Origin of the sequence: Lysobacter sp. H23M47, from assembly GCF_015209765.1 — a bacterium.
In the GTDB taxonomy this organism is placed as follows: Bacteria; Pseudomonadota; Gammaproteobacteria; order Xanthomonadales; family Xanthomonadaceae; genus Novilysobacter; species Novilysobacter avium.
Window position 1 is genome coordinate 2,557,387 of sequence record NZ_CP063658.1, and the last position, 25,195, is coordinate 2,582,581.

Annotated in this window: 23 protein-coding genes; 11 read left to right on the forward strand and 12 right to left on the reverse strand. The window is 68.4% G+C overall.

The annotated features are described in order from the left end of the window. Positions 1-2 precede the first annotated feature (2 nt). The 11 genes from INQ43_RS11525 to INQ43_RS11575 all read left to right on the forward strand — a co-directional run bounded on the left by INQ43_RS11525 (position 3) and on the right by INQ43_RS11575 (position 10,594). The gene (locus INQ43_RS11525; RefSeq protein WP_194034407.1) at positions 3-1,169 is read left to right on the forward strand and encodes an AI-2E family transporter; all 1,167 of its coding nucleotides are present in this window, start codon (positions 3-5) and stop codon (positions 1,167-1,169) included. A gap of 31 nt (positions 1,170-1,200) precedes the next feature. Beyond that, positions 1,201-1,932, forward strand: coding sequence for an HAD family hydrolase (locus INQ43_RS11530; RefSeq protein WP_194034408.1), 732 nt, complete (start codon positions 1,201-1,203; stop codon positions 1,930-1,932). Beyond that, positions 1,929-3,302, forward strand: a complete 1,374-nt coding sequence (locus INQ43_RS11535) for a leucyl aminopeptidase family protein (RefSeq protein ID WP_194034409.1) — start codon at positions 1,929-1,931, stop codon at positions 3,300-3,302. Before INQ43_RS11530 ends, INQ43_RS11535 begins: the two co-directional genes overlap by 4 nt. A gap of 125 nt (positions 3,303-3,427) precedes the next feature. Then, positions 3,428-4,528, forward strand: coding sequence for a catalase family peroxidase (locus INQ43_RS11540; protein WP_194034410.1), 1,101 nt, complete (start codon positions 3,428-3,430; stop codon positions 4,526-4,528). Beyond that, the gene (locus INQ43_RS11545) at positions 4,525-5,079 is read left to right on the forward strand and encodes a cytochrome b/b6 domain-containing protein (RefSeq protein ID WP_194034411.1); all 555 of its coding nucleotides are present in this window, start codon (positions 4,525-4,527) and stop codon (positions 5,077-5,079) included. Before INQ43_RS11540 ends, INQ43_RS11545 begins: the two co-directional genes overlap by 4 nt. 116 nt (positions 5,080-5,195) lie before the next feature. Further along, positions 5,196-5,768 (forward strand): hypothetical protein, encoded by a 573-nt coding sequence (locus tag INQ43_RS11550; protein WP_194034412.1) that lies wholly within the window; start codon positions 5,196-5,198, stop codon positions 5,766-5,768. Further along, positions 5,765-6,064, forward strand: coding sequence for a transcriptional regulator (locus INQ43_RS11555; RefSeq protein WP_194034413.1), 300 nt, complete (start codon positions 5,765-5,767; stop codon positions 6,062-6,064). Before INQ43_RS11550 ends, INQ43_RS11555 begins: the two co-directional genes overlap by 4 nt. A 133-nt stretch (positions 6,065-6,197) precedes the next feature. Then, positions 6,198-7,418 (forward strand): efflux RND transporter periplasmic adaptor subunit, encoded by a 1,221-nt coding sequence (locus tag INQ43_RS11560; protein WP_194034414.1) that lies wholly within the window; start codon positions 6,198-6,200, stop codon positions 7,416-7,418. Next, positions 7,415-8,107 (forward strand): ABC transporter ATP-binding protein, encoded by a 693-nt coding sequence (locus INQ43_RS11565; RefSeq protein ID WP_194034415.1) that lies wholly within the window; start codon positions 7,415-7,417, stop codon positions 8,105-8,107. Before INQ43_RS11560 ends, INQ43_RS11565 begins: the two co-directional genes overlap by 4 nt. A gap of 7 nt (positions 8,108-8,114) precedes the next feature. Continuing rightward, on the forward strand, positions 8,115-9,272 hold the full coding sequence (locus INQ43_RS11570; protein ID WP_194034416.1) for an ABC transporter permease: 1,158 nt from the start codon (positions 8,115-8,117) through the stop codon (positions 9,270-9,272). Further along, entirely contained in the window at positions 9,269-10,594 is a 1,326-nt protein-coding gene (locus tag INQ43_RS11575) for an ABC transporter permease (RefSeq protein ID WP_194036547.1), read from the forward strand. Before INQ43_RS11570 ends, INQ43_RS11575 begins: the two co-directional genes overlap by 4 nt. 78 nt (positions 10,595-10,672) lie before the next feature. Here the strand turns inward: INQ43_RS11575 and INQ43_RS11580 are convergent, their stop codons facing one another. The 12 genes from INQ43_RS11580 to INQ43_RS11635 form a co-directional block, all read right to left on the reverse strand. Next, positions 10,673-12,916 (reverse strand): carboxy terminal-processing peptidase, encoded by a 2,244-nt coding sequence (locus tag INQ43_RS11580; RefSeq protein WP_194036548.1) that lies wholly within the window; start codon positions 12,914-12,916, stop codon positions 10,673-10,675. Between the two features lie 283 nt (positions 12,917-13,199). Further along, positions 13,200-14,213, reverse strand: a complete 1,014-nt coding sequence (lipA, locus tag INQ43_RS11585) for a lipoyl synthase (RefSeq protein WP_043957276.1) — start codon at positions 14,211-14,213, stop codon at positions 13,200-13,202. A gap of 34 nt (positions 14,214-14,247) precedes the next feature. Beyond that, positions 14,248-14,940 (reverse strand): lipoyl(octanoyl) transferase LipB, encoded by a 693-nt coding sequence (gene lipB, locus INQ43_RS11590; RefSeq protein WP_194036549.1) that lies wholly within the window; start codon positions 14,938-14,940, stop codon positions 14,248-14,250. Between the two features lie 53 nt (positions 14,941-14,993). After that, positions 14,994-15,272: a DUF493 family protein gene (locus tag INQ43_RS11595; protein WP_194034421.1), complete on the reverse strand. Its 279-nt coding sequence runs from the start codon at positions 15,270-15,272 to the stop codon at positions 14,994-14,996. Between the two features lie 34 nt (positions 15,273-15,306). After that, positions 15,307-16,542 (reverse strand): D-alanyl-D-alanine carboxypeptidase family protein, encoded by a 1,236-nt coding sequence (locus INQ43_RS11600; protein WP_194036550.1) that lies wholly within the window; start codon positions 16,540-16,542, stop codon positions 15,307-15,309. 61 nt (positions 16,543-16,603) lie between these two features. Then, complete coding sequence (locus INQ43_RS11605; protein ID WP_194036551.1) at positions 16,604-18,013, reverse strand: septal ring lytic transglycosylase RlpA family protein; 1,410 nt, start codon at positions 18,011-18,013, stop codon at positions 16,604-16,606. Next, the gene (gene mltB, locus INQ43_RS11610; protein WP_194036552.1) at positions 18,010-19,164 is read right to left on the reverse strand and encodes a lytic murein transglycosylase B; all 1,155 of its coding nucleotides are present in this window, start codon (positions 19,162-19,164) and stop codon (positions 18,010-18,012) included. Before mltB ends, INQ43_RS11605 begins: the two co-directional genes overlap by 4 nt. Before the next feature lie 100 nt (positions 19,165-19,264). Beyond that, positions 19,265-20,377: a rod shape-determining protein RodA gene (rodA, locus tag INQ43_RS11615; RefSeq protein ID WP_194036553.1), complete on the reverse strand. Its 1,113-nt coding sequence runs from the start codon at positions 20,375-20,377 to the stop codon at positions 19,265-19,267. After that, the gene (gene mrdA / locus INQ43_RS11620; protein ID WP_194037680.1) at positions 20,374-22,374 is read right to left on the reverse strand and encodes a penicillin-binding protein 2; all 2,001 of its coding nucleotides are present in this window, start codon (positions 22,372-22,374) and stop codon (positions 20,374-20,376) included. Before mrdA ends, rodA begins: the two co-directional genes overlap by 4 nt. Positions 22,375-22,386: 12 nt before the next feature. Next, on the reverse strand, positions 22,387-22,872 hold the full coding sequence (gene mreD / locus INQ43_RS11625) for a rod shape-determining protein MreD (protein ID WP_193984803.1): 486 nt from the start codon (positions 22,870-22,872) through the stop codon (positions 22,387-22,389). Next, positions 22,869-23,831, reverse strand: coding sequence for a rod shape-determining protein MreC (gene mreC / locus INQ43_RS11630; RefSeq protein WP_228062514.1), 963 nt, complete (start codon positions 23,829-23,831; stop codon positions 22,869-22,871). Before mreC ends, mreD begins: the two co-directional genes overlap by 4 nt. Positions 23,832-24,010: 179 nt before the next feature. Continuing rightward, the gene (locus tag INQ43_RS11635) at positions 24,011-25,057 is read right to left on the reverse strand and encodes a rod shape-determining protein (RefSeq protein ID WP_043957283.1); all 1,047 of its coding nucleotides are present in this window, start codon (positions 25,055-25,057) and stop codon (positions 24,011-24,013) included. Positions 25,058-25,195: the final 138 nt, after the last annotated feature.

A 25,195-nucleotide genomic window follows, 5' to 3' on the forward strand; every position in this document is an offset into this window, starting at 1 on the left:
CCATGGCCGCAGGGCCTGCGGATCCGGGCTCGCCTTCCGCGCAGGGTGACCCGTCCTTACCGCTCCCTGCCACGGTGGATGTTGGCGCGTCGGCATTGGCCGGCGATGAGGATCCGCCGCTTTCAGCCGTACGACCACGAGCGTCACACGCGCTCAATCTGCTCGCCACGCTGGCGGTCGGCTATACCCTCTGGCTCGCCCAAGGGGTGGTGCTTCCGATTCTGCTGGGGATGTTCTTCGCCCTGATCGGCAACCCCATCATCCGCGGGCTGCGACGATTGCACGTTCCACGCGTGCTCGGCGCAACCATCGTTTTGCTTGGCGGGCTGGCGGCCACGGTCGCGCTGGGCTACCAACTGGCCCAGCCTGCCGCCGAATGGGCCCGCCAGGTGCCCAAGGAGCTCGGGCGGCTGGCGCCGAAATTGCGCGAGATGAGCAAGCCGGTCCACGCCGCCAGCGAAGCGGCGGAGAGCATCGCCCGCGCCACCGAGTCGGGGGATGGCAAGAAAGTCGATGTCGTCCGCACCGAGGTCAACGACCCCTACAAATCGCTGACGGCCACCCCCATGATGCTCACGTCCCTGCTGGCAGTGATCCTGCTGACCTTCTTCTTCATGGTCTATGGCGAAAACCTGCAACGCAATGCGATATCGCTGCTGCCGAGCCGCCAGCAAAAGCGCGTCACCGTGGAGATCATGCAATCCATCGAGCGCGAGATATCGCGCTATGTGCTCACGATCAGCGCGATCAACCTGATCCTCGGCCTGGCGCTGGCGGGATCGTTCTACCTGCTCGGCGTCCCGTTGGCCGAAGCACTGCTGTGGGGCACCATGGCCGCGGTGCTCAACTTCGCCCCCTACGTCGGGCCGCTGATCGGCATCATCATCATGTTGCTGATGGGGTTCGTGGCCTTTGACGAGGCCTGGATGTCGCTGGTGCCCGCTGGTATCTACCTGGCCCTGCACACACTCGAGGGCCAGATCCTGACGCCGGTCATTCTGGGCCGGCAGATGCGCTTGTCGCCGCTGGTGCTGATCATGGCGCTGATGGCGTTCGGCTCGCTGTGGGGCATCATCGGACTGCTGCTGGCGGTGCCATTGCTGGTCTGCGTCAAAATCAGCCTGTCGCGGATCGAGGGCCTGGAAGGCTGGGCGCGCCTGCTGGAGTGATCGCCGTTTTTCGACGGGCTAGAATGAACGCGTGAGCTTTCCCGTCCGCGCCATCACCCTCGACCTTGACGACACGATCTGGCCGATCGCGCCGGCCATCGTGGGCGCGGAGGCTGCACTTGAGGCGTGGATGGCGGCAAACGCACCGCGCGCCGCACGGATGTGGCCGCCCAGAGAGCGCCAGCGGCTGCGTGAACTGGCCAACCACGAGCGTCCGCGGCTCGCCCACGACATGACCGCGCAACGCCAGTGGATGATCGAGCGCATGCTGGTGCTCGCCGACGAGGACGTCGAGTTGGCCGATTCGGCCTATGACGCCTACTTCGCCGCGCGCTGCGATGTGACGCACTACCCCGACAGCGTCGCCGCGCTGGAGCGCCTGGCGGCGCGGGTGCCGCTGGCCGCCGTCAGCAACGGCAACGCCTGCCTGGACACGATCGGCCTGATGCACCTGTTCCGGTTCCAGCTCGGCGCGCGCGAACACGGGGCCGCCAAGCCGGACGCGAGCATATTCCACGCCGCCTGCGAGCGCCTCGGCCTGCCCCGCGAGCAGGTCCTGCACGTCGGCGACGATCCTTACATGGACGTGATCGGCGCGCGCCGGGCCGGCCTGCGTGCCTGCTGGATCAACCGTTCCGACGATCACGGCCGGTCCCAGCCGTGGCCCGATGCGCGGCCGCGTCCCGACCTCGAATTTCCCACACTTGCCGCGTTGGCCGACTGGCTCGACGCGGCGCACGCCAAGGAGTCGATCCGTCCATGAGTCTGCCGTCTGGCTTTACCGATGCCACCACCGATGCCCTGCCCCTGCACATCGTCAGCCCCGACCGGCTGGAGCAGTGGCGCGCGACCCAATTACCGGCGCATGGCAAATGGCTGGACGCGCAGGCGTTCGATGCCAGCCCGGGGTCGGTGGCGTTGCTGTCGGCGGGCGATGGCAGCATTGCGGGTGCGGTGATCGGCGTGGCGGACCGCGCCGACGCCTATTGCTACGCACATGCGCCTTTTGCGCTGCCCGCCGGCACGGTCTGGAAGCCCGCCCAAGACTCGGACCCGGTGGAGGCGACCAACCTGCAACTGGGCTGGGGCCTGGGCAGTTACCGCTTCGCCCGCTACCGCAAGCCCAGGCGCGCACCGGCCGAGCTGGCGGCTGCTCCATCGCAGGAAGTGCGTGACGTCATCGCCGCGTGCCTGCGGGTGCGCGACTGGGTCACCACGCCCACCGAGGACATGGGTCCGCAGCAACTGGAGGATGCCGCGCGCGAGCTCGCCGACAGCCACGGCGCGACGCTGGAAGTGATCGCCGGCGACGCCCTGCTGGAGCAGAACTTTCCCACCATCCACGCCGTGGGCCGCTCATCCCATCGGGTTCCCCGTTTGATCGCCCTGCGCTGGGGCAAGCCCGGGCATCCTCACCTGGCCCTGGTCGGCAAGGGCGTGTGCTTCGACACCGGCGGGTTGGACATGAAGGCCCCTGATGGCATGCGCAACATGAAGAAGGATATGGGCGGCGCCGCTCACGCCCTGGCCCTGGCCGGGCTGGTCATGGCGCAGGCCCTGCCGGTTCAGCTGACGGTGCTGGTGGCGGCGGTGGAAAACGCGGTCGGCCCGGATTCCTTCCGCCCCGGCGACGTCATCACGACGCGCAAGGGCATCACGGTGGAGGTCGACAACACCGACGCCGAAGGGCGGCTGGTGCTCTGCGACGCGCTGGCCTACGCCTGCGAGCAGGGCCCCGACACCATCATCGATTTCGCCACCCTCACCGGCGCCGCCCGCGTGGCGCTTGGGCCGGACCTGCCGGCGCTGTTCGCCAACGACGACACCCTGGCGCGGCAGTGGCTCGATGCCGGCGAAGCGACCCGCGATCCGGTCTGGCGCATGCCGCTGTGGCGACCCTACCTGCGCTACCTGGACAGCAGCATCGCCGACATCGCCAATGCCGGTTCGCGCATGGCCGGCTCGGTGACAGCTGCGTTGTATCTGGAGCGCTTCATCAGCGAGGGCCAGAAGTGGGCCCACCTGGATGTCTACGCGTGGAACGACAAGGACCGCCCGGGACGCCCGGCCGGCGGCGAGGCGCTGGCGCTGCGCTCGGCGTGGACGATGCTCAAGCAACGCTACGGGCACTGAGTCATCGGGGCGCGCGCCCAGTCGGATCCGCGCACGAGCTTGGCGCCGTTGGAGCGCAGGTCCACTCGTCACCGCTTTCCCGATTGCGAGGGTGTATGAAGGGGTGACAGCCAGCGGACCTTGCCATGACCTCACAGATGCCCACGCCCGACGGGCGCCCGCCGCGACGTTCCTTGCTCCCGCTTGCCGCGATCGGCCTGATCGCCCTGGGTGGGGCCGCGGCGTTTGCCTGGGCCGCGGGCTGGATCGGCAGCAGCGGGCGCCTCACCTCGCAGCGATTCGTTGACACCATCGAAGCCACCGGCGCCGACCACCCCGGTTTCCGGCGCGCGCACAGCAAGGGCGTTTGTGTCAGTGGCAGTTTTCAGGGCACGGCCGAAGGCGTCGCCCTGTCGAGTGCGAGGGCGTTCTCGCAGGCCGCCGTGCCAGTCTTGGGACGGATGTCTATTGGCGGCGGGGATCCGCATGGCGCCGATGCCGCCGCCCGGGTGCGGAGCATGGCCTTGCTCATCCGCACCGACGATGGCCAACAGTGGCGCATGGCGATGAACAGTTTTCCGTTCTTCGGCGCGCCCACCCTGGAGGCCTTCCTGGAGCAGACCCGCGCCGGGATCCCGGACCCGGCGACCGGCAAGCCCGACCCGGCGAAAATGGCCGCGTTCCTGGCCAGGTACCCGCAGGCACGTCGCTTCCAGGCCTGGGCCGAATCGGCGCGCTGGTCGGACAGCTGGGCCAATACCGCCTACAACGGCGTCCACACTTTCCACTTCATCAACACTAACGGCGAGCGCCAGCCGGTGCGCTGGTCGATGCGGCCACAGGCGCCTTTCGTGGAGATGGACAAGGCCAAGCGCGAGCAGGCCTCCGCCGACTACCTCGCCGAGGAGCTCGACCGCCGCCTGGCCACGGGCCCCCTGCGATGGGACATGGTGGTGACATTGCCCGATGCCGGCGATGCGCTGGACGACCCGTCGCAACCGTGGCCGGAAACGCGCCGTCAGGTCACCGTCGGCACGCTCAGCTTTGAGCAGGCGCAGCCGCAGGCCACGGGCCCGTGCCGCGACGTGAACTTCGATCCGCTGATCCTGCCCACCGGCATCGCGGCATCGGATGACCCGATCCTGGCCGCGCGCTCGGGCGTGTACGCGCAATCCTTCTTCCGCCGTGAGCGCGAGATCGCCAGCGGCAAGGCCTCCGATGCCACGGACCAGGAGGCGTCGCCATGAACTCCCGCCCGCCTGCGCATTTCAACCTGCTGGCGCGTGTGCTGCACTGGAGCATGGCGGTGCTGATCCTGACCATGCTGTTTGTCGGCGTCACCATGGTCGCCTCCCTGACCCTGCGCCCGATGCTGATCGAGCTGCACCGGCCGATCGGCATTGCCATCCTGCTCTTGGCACTGCTGCGGCTGGGCAACCGCCTGACCCACCGTCCGCCGCCGCTGCCCGCCGACCTGCCCGCCATCCAGAAGTCCGCCGCCCGCGCCTCGCACTGGGTGCTGTACGCGCTGATGCTGTCGATGCCGCTGATCGGCTGGGGAATGCTCTCGGCGGGCGGCTATCCCATCGTGATGTTCGGCAGCGTCAGCCTACCGGCCATCCTGCCGCATTCGCCGACACTGTTCGCCCTGCTCCGCGGCGCCCACGGGCTGCTGGCCTACCTCCTGTTCGCCACCGTGTTGCTGCACCTGTCGGCGGCGCTGTACCACGCATGGGTGCGGCGCGACGGTGTGTTCGCCAGCATGGCGCGCGGCCCGGGTCGCGACGCGAACCGATAACGCCGCGGTCTCCAGCGACGCGACGGCGCGCTTGATTGGTGGGACGGAACATCCTGGTGCTTGACAACTCTGAAAACCAGAGTACTTTGTCATCCATCAACCGGAGGAACAGGACCATGCAACAGGCTGAGCAGCTCAAACAGGATCTGGATTACGTGGTCGGTGCGGTACGCCGGCACGACCGCAGCGCAGGCGTGCCGTCGATCTACTTCATGTGGGCAGTGATCGTCGCCGTGGGCTGGGCATTGCCCGACTTTGCGCCGCAACTGGCGGCACCGTTCTGGGTGCTGTTCGGCATCGGCGGTGGGCTGGTCAGCATGTGGCTGGCGGCGCGGGATACGAAACACAGCGGCTCGGTGGATCAGGCGCACGGGCGTCGCCACGGCCTGCACTGGCTGGTGACCGGCGCCGCCTTCCTGGTCTGCTGGTTGCCGGTGATGCGCGGCGCGCCGATCGAGACCGCGGTCGGCAACTTCATGCTGGTGGCCGCGATTTCCTATGCCCTGGCCGGCGTGCACCTGGAGCGCCCGCTGCTGTGGACCGGCTTGCTGATGCTCGCGGCCTACGTCGTGTTGACGATGTTTGCATGGCCCTACACCTGGACCGCGACCGGTCTGCTGGTCGCGATCGCCCTGGCCTGGGCCGGTTTCAGCAGCCAGCGCTCGCGGTCGCCGGTCCATCCGGAATGAAAGCGCTGGACCGCCTCGACAGCGCGTTTGAACATCGCGCGCGGCTGGCGATCGGCGTCCTGCTGGCACGTCATGACGAGATCAGCTTCGCGCGTTTCAAGCAGAGTCTGTCACTCACCGACGGCAATCTGGGAGCGCAACTGCGGAAACTCGAGGACACCGGCTACGTGGCGCTGCGGCGCGACTTCGTCGAACGCAAGCCGGTCACCTGGTACCGCCTCACCGAGGCCGGACGCAACGCCCTCGACAGTCACCTGGGTGCGCTGCAGTCGATGATCGCGACCGCGACGGGTTAGCCATGGCGGCCTCGCAACACCCCGCTCCGGCATGGCGCGATGGCAAGCCTGCGTGCCGCCGCGCTTGCCGGGGTGGCTTGGCACTGAACGAGCCCCGCGTCACACTCGGGCGAACACCACTGCAAGGGCGCATATGACTGAGTCGGCCGAGCTGCTCAAGTCGCTCAAGATCGACCGTTCGGCTCCGCCGGAGCCACGGAAACGGTGGCCGTGGCTGGTCGCGGCCGCGGTGCTGCTGGTGCTGATCCTCGCTGCCGGGTTCTTCCTGCGCGGCCAGGGCGGTGTCGAGGTACGCACCGCGCCCGCGGTGGCGATGTCCAGCGGCAGCGCGGCGGTGCTGGATGCCACCGGTTACGTGGTCGCCCGCCGGATGGCTACCGTATCCTCCAAGATCACCGGCAAGGTTCGCGAGGTGATGATCGAGGAAGGCCAGCAGGTTCAGGCCGGGGAGATCATGGCCACCCTGGATCCCGTCGATGCCAATGCCGAGCGCCGCCTGGCCCGCGCCCAGCTCGCCGCCGCGCGCAGCCAGATCAACGCCGCCCAGGCGCAGTCGCGCGAAGCTGCCGCCAATGCCGGCCGGCTGCAGGCGCTGGCGCGGCAGCAACTGGTGTCGGCCGCGCAGTACGACCAGGCCGTCGCCGAGCGCGACGCCTTGCGCTCGCAACTGCAGACTGCTCAGCGCAACGCACAGGTCGCCGCCGACCGCCTGGCCATCGCCGACAACGGCGTGGACAACACCGTGGTCCGCGCACCGTTCGCCGGCGTGGTGATCGCCAAGGCGGCCCAGCCCGGCGAGATTATCTCGCCGCTGTCGGCCGGCGGCGGCTTCACCCGCACCGGCATCGGCACCATCGTCGACATGGACTCGCTGGAGGTGGAGGTGGATGTCGGCGAGGCCTACATCGGTCGGGTGACGCCGAAAATGCCGATCGAGGCCGTGCTCAACGCCTACCCGGACTGGCGCATTCCCGGCTCGGTGATCGCGATCATCCCCACCGCCGACCGCGGCAAGGCGACGGTGAAGGTGCGCGTTGCGCTGGACGAGAAGGACCCGCGGATCGTGCCCGACATGGGCGTGCGGGTCAGCTTCATGGAAAAGGCCGGCGAGGAGGCGCCGCCGGGGGTGCGCGTGCCGGCGGCGGCAGTGGCGAGCCGGGACGGCAAGGACGTCGTCTTCGTGCTGGGTGAGGATGACTCGGTCGAACAGCGGGCCGTGGAAGCCGGAATCACCACCGGCAGCGACCGCCAGGTGCTCGCCGGTCTGACGGCCGGGGAGACCGTGGTGCTGGATCCACCCCCCGAGCTCACCCACGGGGACAGGGTGACGCTGCAAAAGGACGCACCGCAATGAAGACCCTGGTCAGCATCCGCGAGCTCACCAAGACCTACCAGCGCGGGCCGGAGAAGATCGAGGTGCTGCACGGCATCGACCTGGACATCGCCGAGGGCGATTTCGTGGCCCTGATGGGCCCCTCGGGTTCGGGCAAGACTACCCTGCTGAACCTGATCGGTGGCCTGGACACCCCCAGCGGGGGCGAGATCTCCATCGAAGGGGAGCGTATCGACCGCATGAGTGCAGGGCAGCTGGCCACCTGGCGCAGCCGGCATGTGGGCTTCGTGTTCCAGTTCTACAACCTGATGCCGATGCTGACCGCGCAGAAGAACGTCGAGCTGCCACTGCTGCTGACCACGCTCAAGGCCGCCCAGCGCAAGCGCAATGCCGGCATCGCCCTGCAGCTGGTCGGCCTGGCGGACCGCACCTCGCACAAGCCCAACGAGCTTTCCGGCGGCCAGCAGCAACGCGTCGCCATCGCACGGGCGATCGTGTCCGACCCGACCTTCCTGATCTGCGACGAGCCCACCGGCGACCTGGACCGTCATTCCGCCGAGGAGATCCTGACCCTGCTGCAGTCGCTCAACCGCGACCACGGCAAGACCATCATCATGGTCACCCACGACCCCAAGGCGGCCGAATACGCCAGTCACACCATCCACCTCGACAAGGGCGAGCTGGTGGGCGCGCCCGAGCTGGCGCACTGAGGCGGCGATGAAATACCTCTGGCTGGTCTGGGCCCAGTTGCGGCGGAGCAAGACCCGCACGCTGCTGACCCTGCTGTCGGTGGTCGCCGCCTTCCTGCTGTTCGGCATGCTCGACTCGGTCCGGGTGGCATTCAACTCCGGCGGCAGCGTGGACGGGGCCAACCGGCTCATTGTCGCTTCGCGCCTGTCGATCACCCAGACCCTGCCCATCCGCCTCCTGCGCCAGATCGAGGGCGTGCCGGGCGTGCGCAACGCGACTTACTCCATGTGGTTTGGCGGCATCTACCGGGATCCGATGAACTTCTTCCCCAACTTCTCGGTGGCCGACAACTACTTTGACGTCTACACCGATTTCGAGATTCCGGCCGACCGGTTGCAGGCGTGGCAGGCCAACCAGACCGGCGCCGTGGTGGGCGAGGCACTGGCACAGAAGTTCGACTGGAAGATCGGCGACACCATCCCGCTGCAGGCGACCATCTTCCCGCGCAGCGGCAGCAACGACTGGCCGCTGCAGCTGGAGGCGATCTACCGCTCGCGCGACCGCGACAACGTCGGCGCCGAGCAGCAGCTGCTGATGCACTGGAAGTACTTCGACGAGGCCAACGACTACATCAAGAACCAGGTCAGCTTCTTCACCGTGCAGCTGGCCGACCCCGACCAGGCCTCGCGCGTGGCGCAGGCGATCGACGCACTCTCGGCCAACTCCGACCACGAGACCAAGAGCCAGACCGAGTCCGCCTTCCAGCAGTCGTTTGCCAAGCAGTTCGCCGACATCGGCCTGATCGTCACCGCGATCATGGGCGCGGTGTTCTTCACCCTGCTGCTGCTTACCGGCAACACCATGGCCCAGGCGGTGCGCGAGCGGGTGCCCGAATTGGCAACGTTGAAGACGCTGGGCTTCCACGACTCGACCATGCTCGGGCTGGTGATGGCCGAGTCGGTGCTGCTGGTGATGATCGGCGGGCTGACCGGGCTCACGCTGGCCGCGGTGGCGATGCCTGGGATCTCCGCGGCCAGCGGCGGCATCCTCGGCCTGCCGCAGGTGCCGGCGCAGACGTGGCTGGTCGGCATCGGCCTGATGGTCGCCATCGGGGTGGTGGTCGGGCTGCTGCCGGCGCTGCGGGCCAAGCGTTTGAAGATCGTCGACGCGCTGGCCGGGAGATGAGGATGCGGGCCGTGAACAAGCAGCGCTTGTGGAACCTGCTCACCATCGTACTGCTGGTGGCCGGATTGGCAGCATGGATCGCGCTGCCCTGGTGGGGCCTGCTCGCCCTGGCGGTCACGCTGGCGGGGTGGCTTGTCCTGACCCGCAGCGGGCGGCTGTCCCTTGCGGCGACGCGGATCGGCATTTCCAGCCTGCCGCAGCGGTGGGGCGCGTCCTCGGTGATCATCGTCGGCATCGCCGGGGTGGTCGGCGTACTGGTGGCGATGCTGGCGATGGGCGAAGGCTTCAAGGCGACGCTGCAGGCCACCGGCAGTGACGACACCGCGATCATCCTGCGCGGCGGTTCGCAGGCGGAAACCAACTCGGTGATCCTGCGCGACCAGGTGCCGCTGGTCTCCAGCCTGCCCGGGATCGCCCGCGACGCGGATGGCAAGCCGCTGCTGACCGCCGAACTGTCCCAGGTTGTCGCACTGAAGGCGCGATCCGACGGCAGCGATTCGAACGCGCAGCTGCGCGGCGTCGGCGAGGAGGCCTGGCAGGTGCGCCCGGGTGTTCGCCTGGTGGAAGGCCGCAGGTTCCGGCCGGGACTGCAGGAGCTGGTGGTGGGCCAGGGAGCGCAATCGCAGTTCCGCGGCCTGGACGTCGGCAGCACTCTGGAGTTCGCCAACCAGCAGTGGGCCGTGGTCGGCAAGTTCGCCTCCGGAGATGCCTACGATTCAGAGTTGTGGGGCGACGCGCAGACCATCGCCTCGACCTACCGGCGCAATGCCTTCCAGTCGATCACCGTGCGCACCGAGGGTGCGGACGGCTTCCAGCGCCTCAAGGCGGCGATGGACGCCGACCCGCGCCTGAAGCTCGACGTGGAGACCACCCGCAGCTACTACCGCAAGCAGTCCGGCCAGCTGAGCACGCTGATCAACGTGCTCGGAACGGTGATCGGCGCGATCATGGCAGTGGGCGCGGTGTTCGGCGCGCTCAACACGATGTACGCCGCGGTCGCCGGCCGCGCGCGCGAGATCGCGACCATGCGTGCGATCGGCTTCCGCAGCCTGCCCGTCGTGCTCGCCGTCATGCTGGAAACGATGCTGCTGGCGCTGCTGGGCGGCGTGTTGGGTGGGCTGATCGCCTGGGCGATCTTCAACGGCTACACGGTGTCCACGCTGGGCAACAACTTCAGCCAGGTGGTGTTCCAGTTCAAGGTCTCGCCGCAGTTGCTGTGGACCGGCCTGAAATGGGCGCTGGGCATCGGCCTGGTGGGCGGCCTGTTCCCGGCATTGCGGGCCGCGCGCCTGCCGGTGACGGTCGCGCTGCGCGACGGCTGAAACAAAGCGGGCACCCGAAGGTGCCCGATAAGTGTTTGCGGTGGAAAGCCGTCAAGCCTGAGCGCGGCGGATCTTTCCTCAGTCGGCCCAGTGTCCGGCGCGGGTCGAGATCGGCAGCACCAGCGCCGACAGCTTGCGGTCGTTGGCCAGCAGGTGGATCGCATCGGCCAGGATCGCCGCGGACTCCTGCAGCAACGGGTCGGGACGGTCTTCGGCTGCCTTCTCGCGCGCGGCGTCCTGGACGATGTCGCGCTCGTTGGCGGTCAGCCCGTCATCGGCGGAAATCAGCGCCAGCGGATCCAGCGCCAGCCCGAGCTCCTCGCGGGTTTCCTGGCGCTTCTTGCGCCGCGCCTCGCTGGCGTCGCGCTCGCGGCGCCGCTCGGCCTCGTTGAGCGAGATCGTGGTCTTCGCGGACTCCTCGCGGAAGCGCGCCACGTCCTCGCGCCACCACTGGAACTCCAGGTTGTTGGCGACGCGGGCGGTGTGCAGCTTGTCCAGCGTGCCCAGGATGTGGCTGAAGTCGCCGTAGACCTTGTGCGGCACCGCGGCGATTCGCGTCCACGGCAGCGCGTTGTCGTAGGTACTCTCGCCGTATTCGCTGGCATCCACCGAGGCCGGGAACTGGATGTCCGGCACCACGCCCTTGTTCTGGGTCGAGCTGCCGCCGGGCAGGAAGAACTGGGCGACGGTCAGCTTGACCTGGCCGAAGCGCTCCTCCTCGCCGCCCGGCCAGCGGTCCAGGTCAACCAGGTTCTGCACTGTGCCCTTGCCGAAGGTGTTCTCGCCGATCACCAGCCCGCGGCCGTAGTCCTGTATCGCGCCGGCGAAGATCTCCGACGCCGACGCCGAGCCGCGGTTGACCAGCACTGCCAGCGGCCCGTCCCAGGCCACGCCCGGCTCGTCGTCGCCGTTGACCGTGACCCGGCCGCCGGACTCGCGCACCTGCACCACCGGACCCTGATCGATGAACAGGCCGGTCAGCTCGATTGCCTCGTTCAGCGAACCACCGCCGTTGTTGCGCAGATCCAGCACCACGCCGTCCACGCCCTGCTTCTTCATGTCCACCAGCAGCTTGGCGACGTCGCGGGTGGCCGAGGCGTAATCGCCGTTGTTGAGGCGGCGGCCCTCGAAGTCCTGGTAGAAACCGGGCAGCTCGATCACGCCCACGTGCTTGGCCGGCGCATCGCCAATGCCGGGAATCTCCAGCACCTTGGACTTGGCGGCCTGGTCCTCCAGGCGCACCTTGTCACGGGTAATCACCACCCGCACGGGCTCGCTGTCCAGGCCGGCGCTCGCCGGCACCACGTCCAGGCGGACCTTGGAATCCTTGGGCCCGCGGATCTTCTCGACCACGTTGTCGATGCGCCAGCCGATCACGTCCTCCATCGTGCCGCTGGTGCCCTGCCCCACCGCCACGACGCGGTCGCCGGGAGCAAGCACGCCGGACTTGTCGGCCGGGCCACCGGGCACGATCTCGCGGATCGCGACGATGTCGTCCTGCTTCTGCAGCACCGCGCCGATGCCTTCCAGCGACAGCGACATGGACAGGTTGAAGTTTTCCGCCGAACGCGGGGTGAAGTAGCTGGTGTGCGGATCGATCGCGTTGGTGTAGCTGTTGAGGAAGGTCTGGAAGACGTCCTGGCCTTCCAACTGGGCGACGTTGTCGGCCAGGTTGGCGTAGCGCTTGTCCAGCGTCTTCGCGATGTCCTTCGATTCCTTGCCCGCCAGCTTCAGGCGCAGCCAGTCGTTGCGGACCGACTGCTTCCACAGCTCGTCCAGCTCGGCGGTGTCTTGCGCCCACGGCGCCTTCTTGCGGTCGTAGTGGAACTGCTCATCACCGCTGAAATCGAAGATGTCCTGCTTGAGCAGCCCGCGGGCGTGGCGGATGCGCTCGTTCACGCGCTCGCGGTAGAGCGCGAAGATCGCGTAGCCCGGCTCCAGCTCGCCGCTCTTGATGGCGTCGTCCAGCCGCGTCTTGTAGCGGTCGAACCCGGCGATGTCGGCCGCGGTGAAAAACTGCTTGCCGCCGTCCAGCGCTTCCAGGTAACGCTTGTAGATATCAGCCGAGAGCGCGTCATCCAGCGGCTGCGGCCGGTAGGCATAGCGGCTGTCGGAGAGCAGTCCATAGACCAGCTTGGCCGCAGTGGCCTGGTCAGCGGTCGGGCCGCTGGGCAGGACCGCCGGCTTGCTGCTGGTGGTGCGGGTCGTCGTCGCCGGCGCCTCGATGGAGGTCGGCGCGGTCACCGGCGCATTGTCGGCGCGCGCCAGCAGCGCCAACGGAGCGGTCAACAGCAGGGCAAGCAGGGGAGTCTTGGAGATCATGAAATTGAGGCTGGAAGGCCGACAGTGAAGGGGATGCAACGAACTGGCGCAGTACGGGAAATTCAGATTGCTGACCGCTGGAACCCCCTGACAGTGCCGAAAGTCGCGGGCGCTGTCACGCCGTCATGGCACGGTCAGGAAGCGATAAGGAGCGGGCGGAGCAAACGTTCGGGGAAAGCTTAGACACGTCAATGCGAAGAACGTGTACGCAAGCACCCAGCGGACGGATGCGCCGCGTCGGCCAACGCTGACGCCGACGCAACACACCCGGTTGTCGCCTCGCTCAGGCGGAAACGGCCAGACCGGCCTCCGCCGCGCTGCGGTCGGCGTGGTAGGACGAGCGCACCAGCGGGCCGGAGGCGACGTGGGTAAAGCCCAGCGCCAGACCAAAGGTCTCGAAGTGCTTGTACTCCTCCGGCGTCCAGTAGCGCATCACCGGATGGTGGTGGGCGCTGGGCTGCAGGTACTGGCCGATGGTGATCATGTCCACGTCGTGTGCGCGCAGGTCCCGCAGGGTCTGCTCGACCTGTTCGCGCTCCTCGCCCAGTCCCAGCATGATCCCGGACTTGGTCACCACGTCGGGATGCTGGGCCTTGAACTTCTGCAGCAGGGTCAGCGACCACTGGTAGTCGGCGCCGGGGCGCACGTTGCGGTACAGCTCGGGCACCGTTTCCAGGTTGTGGTTGAACACGTCCGGTGGGTTGGCCGCGAGGATTTCCAGCGCGCGCTCCATCCGGCCCTTGCCGCGGAAGTCCGGGGTCAGGATCTCGATCCGGGTGCCCGGGCTCTGGGCGCGGATCGCGGCGATGCACTCCACGAAATGGCCGGCGCCGCCGTCACGCAGGTCGTCGCGGTCGACCGAGGTCACCACCACGTATTTCAGGCCCATGTCGGCGACGGTGCGCGCCAGGTTGGCCGGCTCGGACGCATCCGGCGGCTTGGGCCGGCCGTGGGCGACGTCGCAGAAACTGCAGCGGCGGGTGCAGACCTCGCCCAGGATCATGAAGGTCGCGGTGCCGTGACCGAAGCACTCGTGGATGTTGGGGCAGCTGGCTTCCTCGCACACGGTGACCAGACGGTTCGCGCGCAGCTTCTCCTTCAGCTTGGCCACCGCGTTGCCCGATGGGATGCGGACCCGGATCCATGACGGCTTGCGCAGCACCGGCGCTTCGGCGAACTGCACCGGCGAGCGGCTGATCTTGTCGCCGGCCAACTGCTTCACGCCCGGCTGCAGGGACGCGGGAGCGTCGCCGCTGACAATCGCGAGGGGGATGGACTTGCTGACGCTATCGCTCATGGAGAATCCGGGACGTGGATGCGGGGGACGCCGGTCAGAGCGTGGGCAGGGCCGGCGGCGGGGCCTCGTCGACCTTCAGGCCAAACTGCGCGGCGAAGTGTTCGACCAGCGCCGGCTTGACGGCCTGCAGCCCCGAGGGACCGCCCAAGTCTACCATCGAGGTCACCCGCAAACCCGCGTAACCACAGGGGTTGATGCGCGTGAACGGGGACAGGTCCATGTCGATGTTGAACGCCAGGCCGTGGAAGGTGCAGCCGCGGCGGACGCGGATACCGAGCGCGGCGATCTTGGCCCCGGCCACGTACACGCCGGGCGCGCCGTCGCGGCGGCCGGCCTCGATATTCCAGTCCGCCAGCGTGTCGATCACCGCCTGCTCCACCCGGGCCACGTAGTCGCGTACGCCGACCTTGACCCGGCGCAGGTCCAGCAACGGATACAGCACCAGCTGGCCGGGGCCGTGGTAGGTCACCTGACCGCCGCGGTCGACCTGGACCACGGGGATGTCGCCAGCCGCCAGGACGTGCTCGGCGCGACCGCTCTGGCCGAGGGTGAACACCGGATCGTGTTCCACCAGCCACAGCTCATCGGGCGTATCGCCGTTGCGGTGATCGGTGAAGTCCTGCATCGCGCGCCAGACCGGTTCATACGGCCGCCGGCCGAGGTCGCGCAGCACGGCGTTAGGCAGAGTGCGCGCGGCCGTGCTCGACTGCACCGCTGCGGCTGGCATTGCGTCGGGGGCGAGGCCAGGGTCGTGGGGTTCGAGGGCGTTTGCAGAGCGCGTTACAGCGTCCACTTCACTTCCGGATGGTCGCGCAGCAGCTGGTGGGCAAAGTCGTACTGCTCACGGCTCTCGGCGTGGAAGGTCAGGCGCACGCACACGTAGCGGCTGTTACGCGAATGCCTGCAGTCGGTGCGCTCGGTCAGCACCTGGATGCCGCCATCGATCAGTCGCTGGGGAAGTTCGGTCTCCAGCCCGGAGTCGGCGGCGCCCATCGCGCTGAGCTCGAACTCACCGGGAAACTGGAAGCCATGTTCGGGATTGTCGGATGTCAGTTCCATGCTTCAACTCGCTTGTCTGTCAGCTCTGAATCGGTCAGGTCGACTTCCACCACATCAGCAGCTCGTGCCACAGGCGCTTGAAGAAGCCTGCGCGCTCGACTGCCTGCAGTGCAACCAGCGGGCGCTCGGCGACGACCTCGCCATCGAGCATCACTTTCACGGTGCCGATCGCCTGCCCCTTCTCGATCGGGGCGACCAGCGTGGCCGGCACGTCCATGGTGGGCTGCAACTGCTCGTAACGGCCGCGCGGCACGGTGACCAGCAACGGCTCGGCGACGCCCAGCTCCAGCGTATCCACGGCGCCCTTCCACAGCTTGTGGGTCGCCACCGCGGTGTTGCCGTCGTACAGCTTGTGGGTTTCGTAGAAGCGGAAGCCCCAGTTGAGCAGCGCCTGGCTGTCGCTGGCCCGCTGCTTCTCGGAGGTGGAGCCGAGGACGACGGACACCAGGCGCTGATCATCCCGCTTGGCCGAGGCCATCAGGCAGTAGCCGGCGCCGGAGGTATGACCGGTCTTGATGCCGTCCACGGTGCTGTCGCGCCACAGGAGCACGTTGCGGTTGGGCTGGGTGATCGGCCCGACCGTGAACTCCTTGATCTTGTTGTAGGAGTAGGTCTCGGGGAAGTCGCGCGCAAGGCCGATGCCGAGCAGCGCCAGATCGTGCGCGGAGGACAGGTGGCCCTCGTCGGGCAGTCCGGTCGCGTTGGCGAAGTGGGAGTTCTTCATGCCCAGGCGCTTGGCGTACTGGTTCATCAGCGCGGCGAAGGCGGATTCGCTGCCGGCGACGTGCTCGGCCAGGGCGATCGCGGCATCGTTGCCGGACTGCACCACCATGCCTTTTTCCATCTCCAGCAGCGGCGCGGTCTGGTTGACCTGGAAGCCGGAGTAACTGCCGTCGGTGCCCGCCCCGCCCTTGCGCCACGCGTTCTCGGTCATCATCACTTGGTCGGTCGGCTTGACCTTGCCGCCGGCCATCTCGGCGGCGATGACGTAGCTGGTCATCACCTTGGTGATGCTGGCCGGCTTCAGGGGTTCGTCGATGTTCTCGCCAGCCAGGACATTGCCGCTGGCGGCATCCATCAGGATCCACGCGGTGCCGACGATCGCCGGAGGCGGCGGTACCGGAAGCGCCTCGCTGGCCGGCGCCTGTTCGGCAGCCTCGGGCTGCGGAGTCGGTTGCGGGGTGGGCTGGGGCGCCGGGGTCTGTGCGAACGCGAGGCCGAAAGCGAAAGTGGTGAGCGCGGCGATGCCAATTGCGCGGTAGGACTTCATTGGTGAACTGCTCCGGGTCGGCGCGGGGCCGATGGGTATCGATGTCGAAAGGGAAACGAAACTAGTCTTTGACGCGTTGCGGCGTGCCGAAGCCGAGGCCGGCGATACGGCTGGCCAGGCCGTTGGCGGCCGCCGCTTCCAGCGGACCGACCCGCACGCGCCAGACCTGGCGGCCGTTGGCCATGCCGTCGTGCAGGTTGGCGGCGGCGATGCCGGCACCGCGCAGGGTGGCCAACGCGCGGTCGGCATTGTCGCGCGCGGTGAAACTGGCCACCTGCAGGACCACGCCCTCGCCAACGTCGCTGGCCTGGATGACGCCGGCGGTCGCGGCAGATGCAGGAGCCGCCGCTGGAACGGTGTTCGATGTGGCCGGGGCGCCCGTCGGCGCGCGAGCCGGGACTGCGGCAGCGGTCGCCTGGGCAGAGGCTTTCGCGCCCTCAGGAGCGTTCCGCACGACATGGCCACCAACGATGCTGATGTGGCGCTCGGCCATCCACGCATCGAAATCATCGGCGGTCATCGCGCGGCCGTCGCGGCTCATCTGGAACCGCCAGTCTTCGGCCTCGCCCTTGGCCGCGACGGACGCGGGGGCGGGGACGGAGGCGGCAAGGGCCACAGGCGCAGCGCTGGCTGCGGTCGCTGCACTCGCTGCAGTAGCGGCAGTCGCCGCAGTCGCCGCAGTCGCCGCAGGCAGTTTGGCGACCAGCGAATCCATCGAACTGGTGGTGGTCGGCGTCGCGGCAACCCGCTTGGATGCAGTAGCGGTCGGGGTGGTAGCAGAAGCCGGCGCCGGCGCGGCCACAAATTGCGTCGGCGGCGACTCACCGGGTTGCAGCGCGCGCACCTCGACCCGGCCGGTACCGGCGGGATGGACGCCCAGCTTGACCGCCGCGGCGTAGCTCAGGTCCACCACCCGGCCATCGTGGAACGGGCCGCGGTCGTTGACCCGGACCACCACCGAGCGGCCGTTGTCCAGGTTGGTGATCCGGGCAAAACTGGGCAGCGGCAGCGACTTGTGCGCGGCGGTGAAGGCATACATGTCGTAGACCTCCATGTTGGAGGTGCGCCGTCCGTGGAACTTGTTGCCGTAATAGGACGCAGTGCCGCGCTCGACGAAACCCGTGGTGTCGTTGAGCACCTGGTAGTTCTTGCCCAGCACGGCATAGGTTGGCCGGTTGCCGTAGGCCGACCGTGGCTCGGCGACCACCTCGGGCTCGGGAATCAGCGAGACATCGATGTCGATGTTCGGCGCGGAGTCCTTGATGTGTGGCGCGTAGAGCCCGCCGGCCGTGTAGTGGCCGCGCTTGGACAGGTCTTCCTGCGCCGGCGGATACGGCGACTTTCCGCGCACCGTGTGACCGGCCGTCTTGGCCGTGCCCGCCGTATCAGCCGGGGGATCGGATTTCTTGCCGGGACTGCTGGCGCAGGCGGCCAGGCCGAGGACAAGGCTGGCCGCCAGCAGCCGCTTCATGCGCCAGGACGGCCACTGGCCGGAGCCGCAGCGAGCGGGTTCTGGCGACCTGCGATCGCCTCGGACAACTGGTACACCGCCATCGCGTAATGCTTGGAGATGTTGTAGCGGGTAATGGCGTAGAAGTTCTGGTAGCCCAGCCAGTACTCCGGCCCGTTCACGCCGTCCAGGTTGAGCAGGGTGGCATTGCCGGCCCCGGCGATGGCCGGCTGCGGCTTGTAACCCCGCGCAGCGAGCTGCTCCAGGCTGTAGCGCGGCTCCAGTCCTTCCGGCTCGAACGCAGCGGCGCCCTTGGCCCGCACCGCGCGCGAGACAATCGGCTCGCCGCGCTTCCAGCCGCCCTTCTTGACGAAGTAGTTGGCCACCGAGGCGAACACGTCATCGAGGTTGTTGAACAGGTCGACCTTGCCATCGCCGTTGCCGTCGACCGCGTAGTCGCGGTAACTGGACGGCATGAACTGGCCCCAGCCCATCGCCCCGGCGTAGCTGCCCTTGAGCGTGGTCACGTCGAAGCCGTTTTCCTTGCCCATCGCAAACAGCTGGGCGAGCTCGTCGCGGAAGAACTGCTCGCGGTTGTTCTCGCGCTCGATCCGGCCGGGTTCGTTGGTCCGCGGGTACGCGAAAGCGAGGGTGTACAGGGCATCCACCACCGGGTAACTGCCGGTGTTGCCGCCGTAGCTGGTTTCCACGCCGATGATCGCGACGATGATCTCGGCGGGGACGCCGTATTGCGCCTCGACCTTGTCCAGCGCGGCGCGGTGCTTGGCGAGGAACGCCTTGCCGGCGGTGATGCGCTGCTGGGAGATGAAGATCGGCCGGTAGTCCTTCCACGGCTTGGCTTCGGCCGGCCGCGACATGGCCGCGATGATGCCCTCGCGCATCTGCGCCTTGGCCATCACCGAAGTGATGTAGGCGGCATCGACGTCGTACTTGGCCGAGGTGGTGCGGATGAACTCGGGGACGGCGACCGAGAGAGGTTGCGCGTTGGACACCACCGGCTGGCTCGGCGGCTTCGGCGGGGAGGTCTCGTCGGGCACCAGGATCGTGGATGCGGAGGACGGGTTTTCAGTGGGCTGGACCGGCGTGGCGCAGGCGACCAGGGCGAACGGGAGCGCACATAGCAGGGCGCGGCTGGCAAGGGTTCGGCTCATTGGGACGAGGTTAGCACTTGTTCGCAAATGCCTGAACCGCCCCAGGGCGATGAATGACGCCCAGTCAGCGTGTGTTGTCGATGCATTCGGACCGCCGTTTTCAATGGCCGTGGACCGGGCGATGGGCGCGCACCGCCATGACCACGCCCATCCCGGCCAGCAGCGACACCGCCGAGGTGCCGCCGTAGCTGAGCAGCGGCATCGGTACCCCGACCACCGGCAACATGCCGGCGACCATGCCGCCGTTGACCACCACGTAGACGAAGAACGCCAGCCCGAGCGCGCCAGTCAGCAGCCGCGAATACCCGTCCCGCGCCTGCGCCGATACCCACAGGCAGCGCCCGACCACGAACAGGTAAAGGCCCAGCGTGATTGCCACGCCGATCCAGCCGAACTCCTCGCTGAGGACGGCGAAGATGAAGTCGGTGGTGTGCTCGGGAATGTAGTTCAGGTGCGACTGGCTGCCATCGCCCCAGCCCTTGCCGGTGAGGCCGCCGCCGCCGATGGCGATCTTGGACTGGATGATGTTCCAGCCGGCGCCCAGCGGGTCGCGCTCGGGATCCAGGAACATCAGAATGCGGTCCTTCTGGTAGGGCCTGAACATCCAGAACCACGCCGCCGGCGCGGCCACGGCAATGCTTCCCGCCGCGGCGACGAACCACCACCACGACAGCCCGGCCAGGTAGAGCACGAACGCGCCGCTGATGCCGACCAGCAAGGCCGTGCCCAGGTCCGGTTGCAGCAGGACCAGCCCGGTCGGCAGCGCGATCAGGACCATCGCGACCACGGTGGCGCGGAAGGACGGCGGCAATGGCCCGCGGTTGAGCTGCCAGGCGACCATCATCGGCAGGCTCAGCTTGAGCACCTCGGCCGGCTGGAAGTAGAACACCCCCAGGTTGATCCAGTGCCCGCCGTGGCGGCCCTGGCCAATGAACAGGACGATCAGCAGCGGCACGATCGTCGCGGCGTAGGCCAGCGGCGTCCAGTTGCGCAGTTGCAGCGGCGAAACCCGCGATAGCAGCCACATCACTCCCAGGCCGATGACGAAGCGCGAGGCCTGCGCCATCACCAGCGCCTCGGACTTGCCGCCGGCGCTGTAGAGCACGGCCAGGCCAATGCCCATCAGCGCCAGCAGGGCCGCCAGCAACAGCAGGTCCAGGGTGCGGGTGAATCGCGCGGCCATGTCCAGCAGCCAGCGCAGGATCGTCCTCATTGCGCCGGGTCCGTAGTGGAGTCAGCCGCGGCTTCGCCGGCGTCCGCGCCCGTTTCGGTCGCGGCTTCGGCATCCACCGCGTCCTGCGCCATCTCCACCGCGGCCTCCAGCGGGTCGGTCACCGCGTCGTCGGTCGGCTCCATGCCCTCGGGCATCTTGCCCAGCAACCAGGCGTCGAAAATCGTGCGCGCGATGGGCGCGGCCGCGCTGCCGCCGTAACCGCCGTGCTCCACCACCACGGCGACCGCGATCTGCGGGTCCTCCGCCGGCGCGTAGCCGGTGAACAGCGCGGTATGGCGCAGGTGGTAAGGCAGCGTGTGCGGGTTGAGGCTGACGTTTCCCTTGCGGCTGGAGCGCTGCGCCGTGCCGGTCTTGCCCGCCATCGTGTAGGACGCGCCAACCGCCATGCGACGGGCGGTGCCGCCGGGCCCGTTGATCGTGGCGATCATGCCCTCCTGCACCGCGCGCAGGTTGGCCGGCTTGTCGGTGATGCGGTGGCTGGGCGTGGGCGGCAGGTCCTGCCACGGCGACTCGTAGCCGTCGCGGCGCGACTGCAGCAGGCGCAACTCGTGCAGGTCGCCGCCGTTGGCGACCGCCGCGGTGGAGCGGGCGATCTGCAAGGCGGTGGCGATCCAGTAGCCCTGCCCGATCCCGGAGATCACCGTCTCGCCCGGGTACCAGGACTCCTTGCTGATGGTGCGCTTGTACTCGCGCGAGGGCACCACGCCGGCGTTCTCGCCCAGCAGGTCGATGCCGCTCTTCTCGCCGAACCCATAGAGATGCATGTACTCGGAGAGCCGGTCGATGCCCATGTCCAGGGCGAGCTTGTAGTAGTAGGTGTTGACCGAGCGGGAAATCGAGTCGCGCAGATCGGTCCAGCCGTGGCCGCCGCCGGAGGCATCGCGGTAGCCACGCGCCTGACCGGGGATGCGGAACTCGCCGGTGGAGAGGATGCGGTCGGACGGCGTGCGCAATCCGCTGTCGAGCCCGGCCAGCGCCATGACTGGCTTGATCGTCGAACCCGGCGGGCCGCCGCCGAGCACATTGCGGTTGAACAGCGGGCGCGAGGGGTTGTTGATCAGGCCGTTGTAGTCGGCGTGGGAGATGCCGTTGACGAACAGGTTGGTGTCATACGAGGGCAGGCTGACCATCGCCAGCACCTGGCCGGTTTTGGTGTCCACCGCGATCGCCGAGCCGTCGGCATCACCGAACGCCGCCACCATCGCGCGCTGCAGGTCCAGGTCCACCGACAGGCGGAGGTCCGCGCCTGGCACCGCCGGCACCCGGCCGACGATCCGCATCGGCCGGCCGTCGACGTTGGTCTCGACCTTCTCGTAACCCAGCTTGCCGCGCAGCGCTTCCTCATAGGAGCGCTCCAGCCCGGTCTTGCCGGTGTGGCTGAAGACGCTGCCCGCCTCGCCCATCTCGGCCAGGTCGGCCTCGTCGATGCGGCCGACGTAGCCGATCACGTGGGCGAACAGCTCGCCGTGCAGGTAGCGCCGCTGCAGGTAGGAGACGACCTCCACGCCGGGGTATTTCCAGCGGTCCACGGCCAGCCGCGCCAGCTCGTCGGGCTTCATCCGCAGCTTGAGGATGATCGGCTTGTAGCTGCGGGTGACCTTGCGCGCGGCCAGGAAGTCCTCGATCTCCTGCTCGGACAGGTCGATGATGCCGGCCAGTCCGGGCAGCCAGTCTTCCGGGTCACCGGCTTCGCGCGGGGTGACCTCCAGGCGGAACGCGGGCACGTTGTCGGCCAGGATGCGGCCCTTGCGGTCGTAGATCAGGCCGCGGCCGGGCACCACCGGGCGCAGCTTGATCCGGTTCTGCTCCGCACGCGTGGCGTACTCGTCGTGATGCCAGACCTGCAGGCGGTAGTAGCCCAGCGCGAGTCCCGACAGGACCAGGGTCACGCCGATGAAGGCGATGATCACGCGGGTGCGGAAGTGGCGCACCTCCGCCGCGGCGTCCTTGAGCACGCGCCGTGGGCGGCGCCGGATCGGGCGCACTTCTCAGCTCCTGCGCCAGCTGCCCAGACGCAGCGCGTCCAGCAGCAGGAACACCGGCGGCCACAGCGCCATCCCGGTCAGCGGCGCCAGCCAGAACATCGCCGGCAGCGAGGGGATGCCGAGGGCCACGTGTACCGCGGCGACCACGATCCGGTCATTCAACAGCAGCCCGCCGATCGCCAGCGCCTGCTGCCACAACGGAAAGAAGCGCAGGCGCGCGCGGAAGCGCTGGATGATGAAGGTCATCACCACCAGCCGCAGTGCCTGCTCGCCGAGCAGGCCGCCGAAGGTGATGTCCGCCAGCACGCCGGCCAGGAATGCGAACCCCAGCCCCACGCGCTCGGGATCCTCGATCACCCAGTAGGCGACCACCAGGGCCAGCCAGTACGGGCGCAGGCCCTGCAACAGCAGCGGCAGCGGCAACAGCCCCAGCAGCAGGGCGGCGACGATGCTGGCCGGCAGCAGCCACGGCTGGTAGCGACGGGTCATCGCCGGTCACCGGAGGCGGAGGCGGGCGCCGGTACGGGCGGCACGTCCGGGGCGGCCTTCGGTGCAGCGTCCGCGGTGCCGTTCGCGGCGCCAGGAGCAACCTCCGGCGCTTCTTCCGCGTCGCCGTCCAGGGAATCGCTTCCGGTAGCCGATGACCGCTCGTCGGGACCGCCGCGCAGCAGGAGTACATCGCGGCCCCGGTCCAGCTGCGCCGCCGGCATCACCTCGCCGATCAGGAACGCGCGGCTGTCATCGGGCTGCAAGGACACGATCGTCCCCACCGGGAAGCCCGCGACGAAGCGCCCGCCAAGCCCGGAGGTCAGCAGGCGGTCACCGACCTTCACGTCGCTGGACAACGGGATGCTGTGCAGGCGCAACATGTCGCTGCGTCCCTCGCCGTAGGCCACCAGGCGCACGCCGTTGCGCTCGATCGCCACCGGCACCGCGTGGGCCGCGTCGGTGACCAGCAGCACGGTGGACACCGCCGGCTGCACGTCGATGATCTGGCCCAGCAGGCCGCCGGCGTCGATCACGCTCTGGCCCAGTCGGACCGACTCGTTGCTGCCCGCGCCCAGCACCAGGCGTTGCCGCGTGGGGTCCAGGTCGATGTCCAGGATCGGCGCCAGCTGCACGTCGAGCTGGTTGTTGTGGGCCGCATCGAGCAGCCCGCGCAGGCGCGTGTTGTCGGAGGCAAGCGTCTGCAGCCGCGCCATGCGCGCACTGTTGACCAGCAGCTCATTGCGCAGGCGGCGATTGTCCTCGGCCAGCTGGCTCAGGGTGCCGGCGTCGTCGTACAAGCGCGTGATCGCCCGGCCCGGCCAGCCGGCGGCGATCCACAGCGGCTGCACCAGCAAGGTGGCATGGCCGCGGGCCTGGTTCAGCCAGCCGCCCCGGTGGTCCAGCACGATCAGCACCACCGCCAGCGCCAGGTAGGCCGACAGCCACAGAGTTGCGGACACGTCGCCGGGACGGTTCGGAGTCGAAGGGCTGGCGTAGGAGCGCAATGGAAGGGAAACCGGCTGATCTGGCGTGGCGGACCGTCAATGGTGGCACAGGCCGCCGGCCCACCCGCCGCGGCATGCTCCGGTGTCGCGGCGATCAGGCACGGCACCACGCCGTGCCGGTCACCGCATCGCCATTACTCGGGAGCGAAAAACTCGTTGCCGTGCATGTCCAGCAGGTCCAGCGCGCGACCGCCACCACGGGCGACGCAGGTCAGCGGGTCCTCGGCGACCTGCACGTGCACGCCGGTTTCCTCGCTCACCAGCCGGTCGAAGTCGGCCAGCAACGCACCGCCTCCGGTCAGCACGATGCCGCGCTCGGCGACGTCCGCACCCAGTTCCGGCGGGGTCTGCTCCAGGGCCAGCTTGATCGCGGTGACGATGCCGGCCAGTGGCTCGTGCAGCGCCTCCAGCACTTCGTTGGCGGTGATGGTGATCATCTTCGGCACGCCCTCGGCGAGGTTGCGCCCGGTGATCTCCATGCTGGTGTTCTCTTCCTGCTGGTAGGCGCAGCCCAGCGTTTCCTTGATCCGCTCGGCCGTGGCCTCGCCGATCAGGGTGCCGTAGGTGCGGCGGACGTAGGCGATGATCGCCTCGTCAAACCGGTCGCCGCCGATGCGCACGGACGCGGCATAGACGATGCCGTTGAGCGCGATCACGGCCACTTCGGTGGTGCCGCCGCCGATATCGACCACCATCGATCCGCGCGCCTCGGCCACCGGCATGCCGGCACCGATCGCCGCCGCCATCGGCTCCTCAATAAGGTAGACCTCGCGGGCACCGGCCTCCTCGGCCGATTCCTTGATCGCGCGCCGCTCGACCTGGGTCGAGCCGCACGGCACGCACACCAGCACCCGCGGGCTGGGCCGCAGGAAACGCGACTTGTGCGCCTTGCGGATGAAATGCTTGAGCATTTCCTCGGTGTAGGTGAAGTCGGCGATGACGCCGTCCTTCATCGGCCGGATGGTGGTGATGTGGCCCGGCGTGCGGCCGAGCATCAGCTTGGCCTCCATGCCGACCGCCGCGACGGTGCGGTTGCCGCCGACCACGCGGTCCTGGCGCACCGCGACCACCGATGGCTCGTTCAGCACTATTCCCTGGCCGCGGACGTAGATCAACGTGTTTGCCGTGCCCAGATCGATGGACAGGTCGTTGGAAAACATGCCGCGAAACTTCTTGAACATCGTCGAGTGGGCCGTGGGAGGGGTGCCGGAAGCGGCCGACAAGACTAGCAACCGCCCCCTTGCCGGGCAAGGAGAAATGGCGTAACCCGTCGCTAATGGGCGTTTTTTGTCGCCCACCGCGGCGGCGATCCGGCGCCA

Excerpts from the sequence above, each read along its gene's own strand:
- lipA (WP_043957276.1), bottom strand. The coding sequence starts at position 14,213 with ATGAGCGATAGCGTCAGCAAGTCCATCCCCCTCGCGATTGTCAGCGGC.
- mreD (WP_193984803.1), bottom strand. The coding sequence starts at position 22,872 with ATGACCCGTCGCTACCAGCCGTGGCTGCTGCCGGCCAGCATCGTCGCC.
- lipB (WP_194036549.1), bottom strand. The coding sequence starts at position 14,940 with ATGCCAGCCGCAGCGGTGCAGTCGAGCACGGCCGCGCGCACTCTGCCT.
- rodA (WP_194036553.1), bottom strand. The coding sequence starts at position 20,377 with ATGAGGACGATCCTGCGCTGGCTGCTGGACATGGCCGCGCGATTCACC.
- INQ43_RS11555 (WP_194034413.1), top strand. The coding sequence starts at position 5,765 with ATGAAAGCGCTGGACCGCCTCGACAGCGCGTTTGAACATCGCGCGCGG.
- INQ43_RS11575 (WP_194036547.1), top strand. The coding sequence starts at position 9,269 with ATGAGGATGCGGGCCGTGAACAAGCAGCGCTTGTGGAACCTGCTCACC.
- mltB (WP_194036552.1), bottom strand. The coding sequence starts at position 19,164 with ATGAGCCGAACCCTTGCCAGCCGCGCCCTGCTATGTGCGCTCCCGTTC.
- INQ43_RS11580 (WP_194036548.1), bottom strand. The coding sequence starts at position 12,916 with ATGATCTCCAAGACTCCCCTGCTTGCCCTGCTGTTGACCGCTCCGTTG.
- INQ43_RS11635 (WP_043957283.1), bottom strand. The coding sequence starts at position 25,057 with ATGTTCAAGAAGTTTCGCGGCATGTTTTCCAACGACCTGTCCATCGAT.
- INQ43_RS11560 (WP_194034414.1), top strand. The coding sequence starts at position 6,198 with ATGACTGAGTCGGCCGAGCTGCTCAAGTCGCTCAAGATCGACCGTTCG.
- INQ43_RS11565 (WP_194034415.1), top strand. The coding sequence starts at position 7,415 with ATGAAGACCCTGGTCAGCATCCGCGAGCTCACCAAGACCTACCAGCGC.
- INQ43_RS11605 (WP_194036551.1), bottom strand. The coding sequence starts at position 18,013 with ATGAAGCGGCTGCTGGCGGCCAGCCTTGTCCTCGGCCTGGCCGCCTGC.
- INQ43_RS11600 (WP_194036550.1), bottom strand. The coding sequence starts at position 16,542 with ATGAAGTCCTACCGCGCAATTGGCATCGCCGCGCTCACCACTTTCGCT.
- INQ43_RS11525 (WP_194034407.1), top strand. The coding sequence starts at position 3 with ATGGCCGCAGGGCCTGCGGATCCGGGCTCGCCTTCCGCGCAGGGTGAC.
- INQ43_RS11535 (WP_194034409.1), top strand. The coding sequence starts at position 1,929 with ATGAGTCTGCCGTCTGGCTTTACCGATGCCACCACCGATGCCCTGCCC.
- INQ43_RS11540 (WP_194034410.1), top strand. The coding sequence starts at position 3,428 with ATGACCTCACAGATGCCCACGCCCGACGGGCGCCCGCCGCGACGTTCC.
- INQ43_RS11570 (WP_194034416.1), top strand. The coding sequence starts at position 8,115 with ATGAAATACCTCTGGCTGGTCTGGGCCCAGTTGCGGCGGAGCAAGACC.
- INQ43_RS11550 (WP_194034412.1), top strand. The coding sequence starts at position 5,196 with ATGCAACAGGCTGAGCAGCTCAAACAGGATCTGGATTACGTGGTCGGT.
- INQ43_RS11545 (WP_194034411.1), top strand. The coding sequence starts at position 4,525 with ATGAACTCCCGCCCGCCTGCGCATTTCAACCTGCTGGCGCGTGTGCTG.
- INQ43_RS11595 (WP_194034421.1), bottom strand. The coding sequence starts at position 15,272 with ATGGAACTGACATCCGACAATCCCGAACATGGCTTCCAGTTTCCCGGT.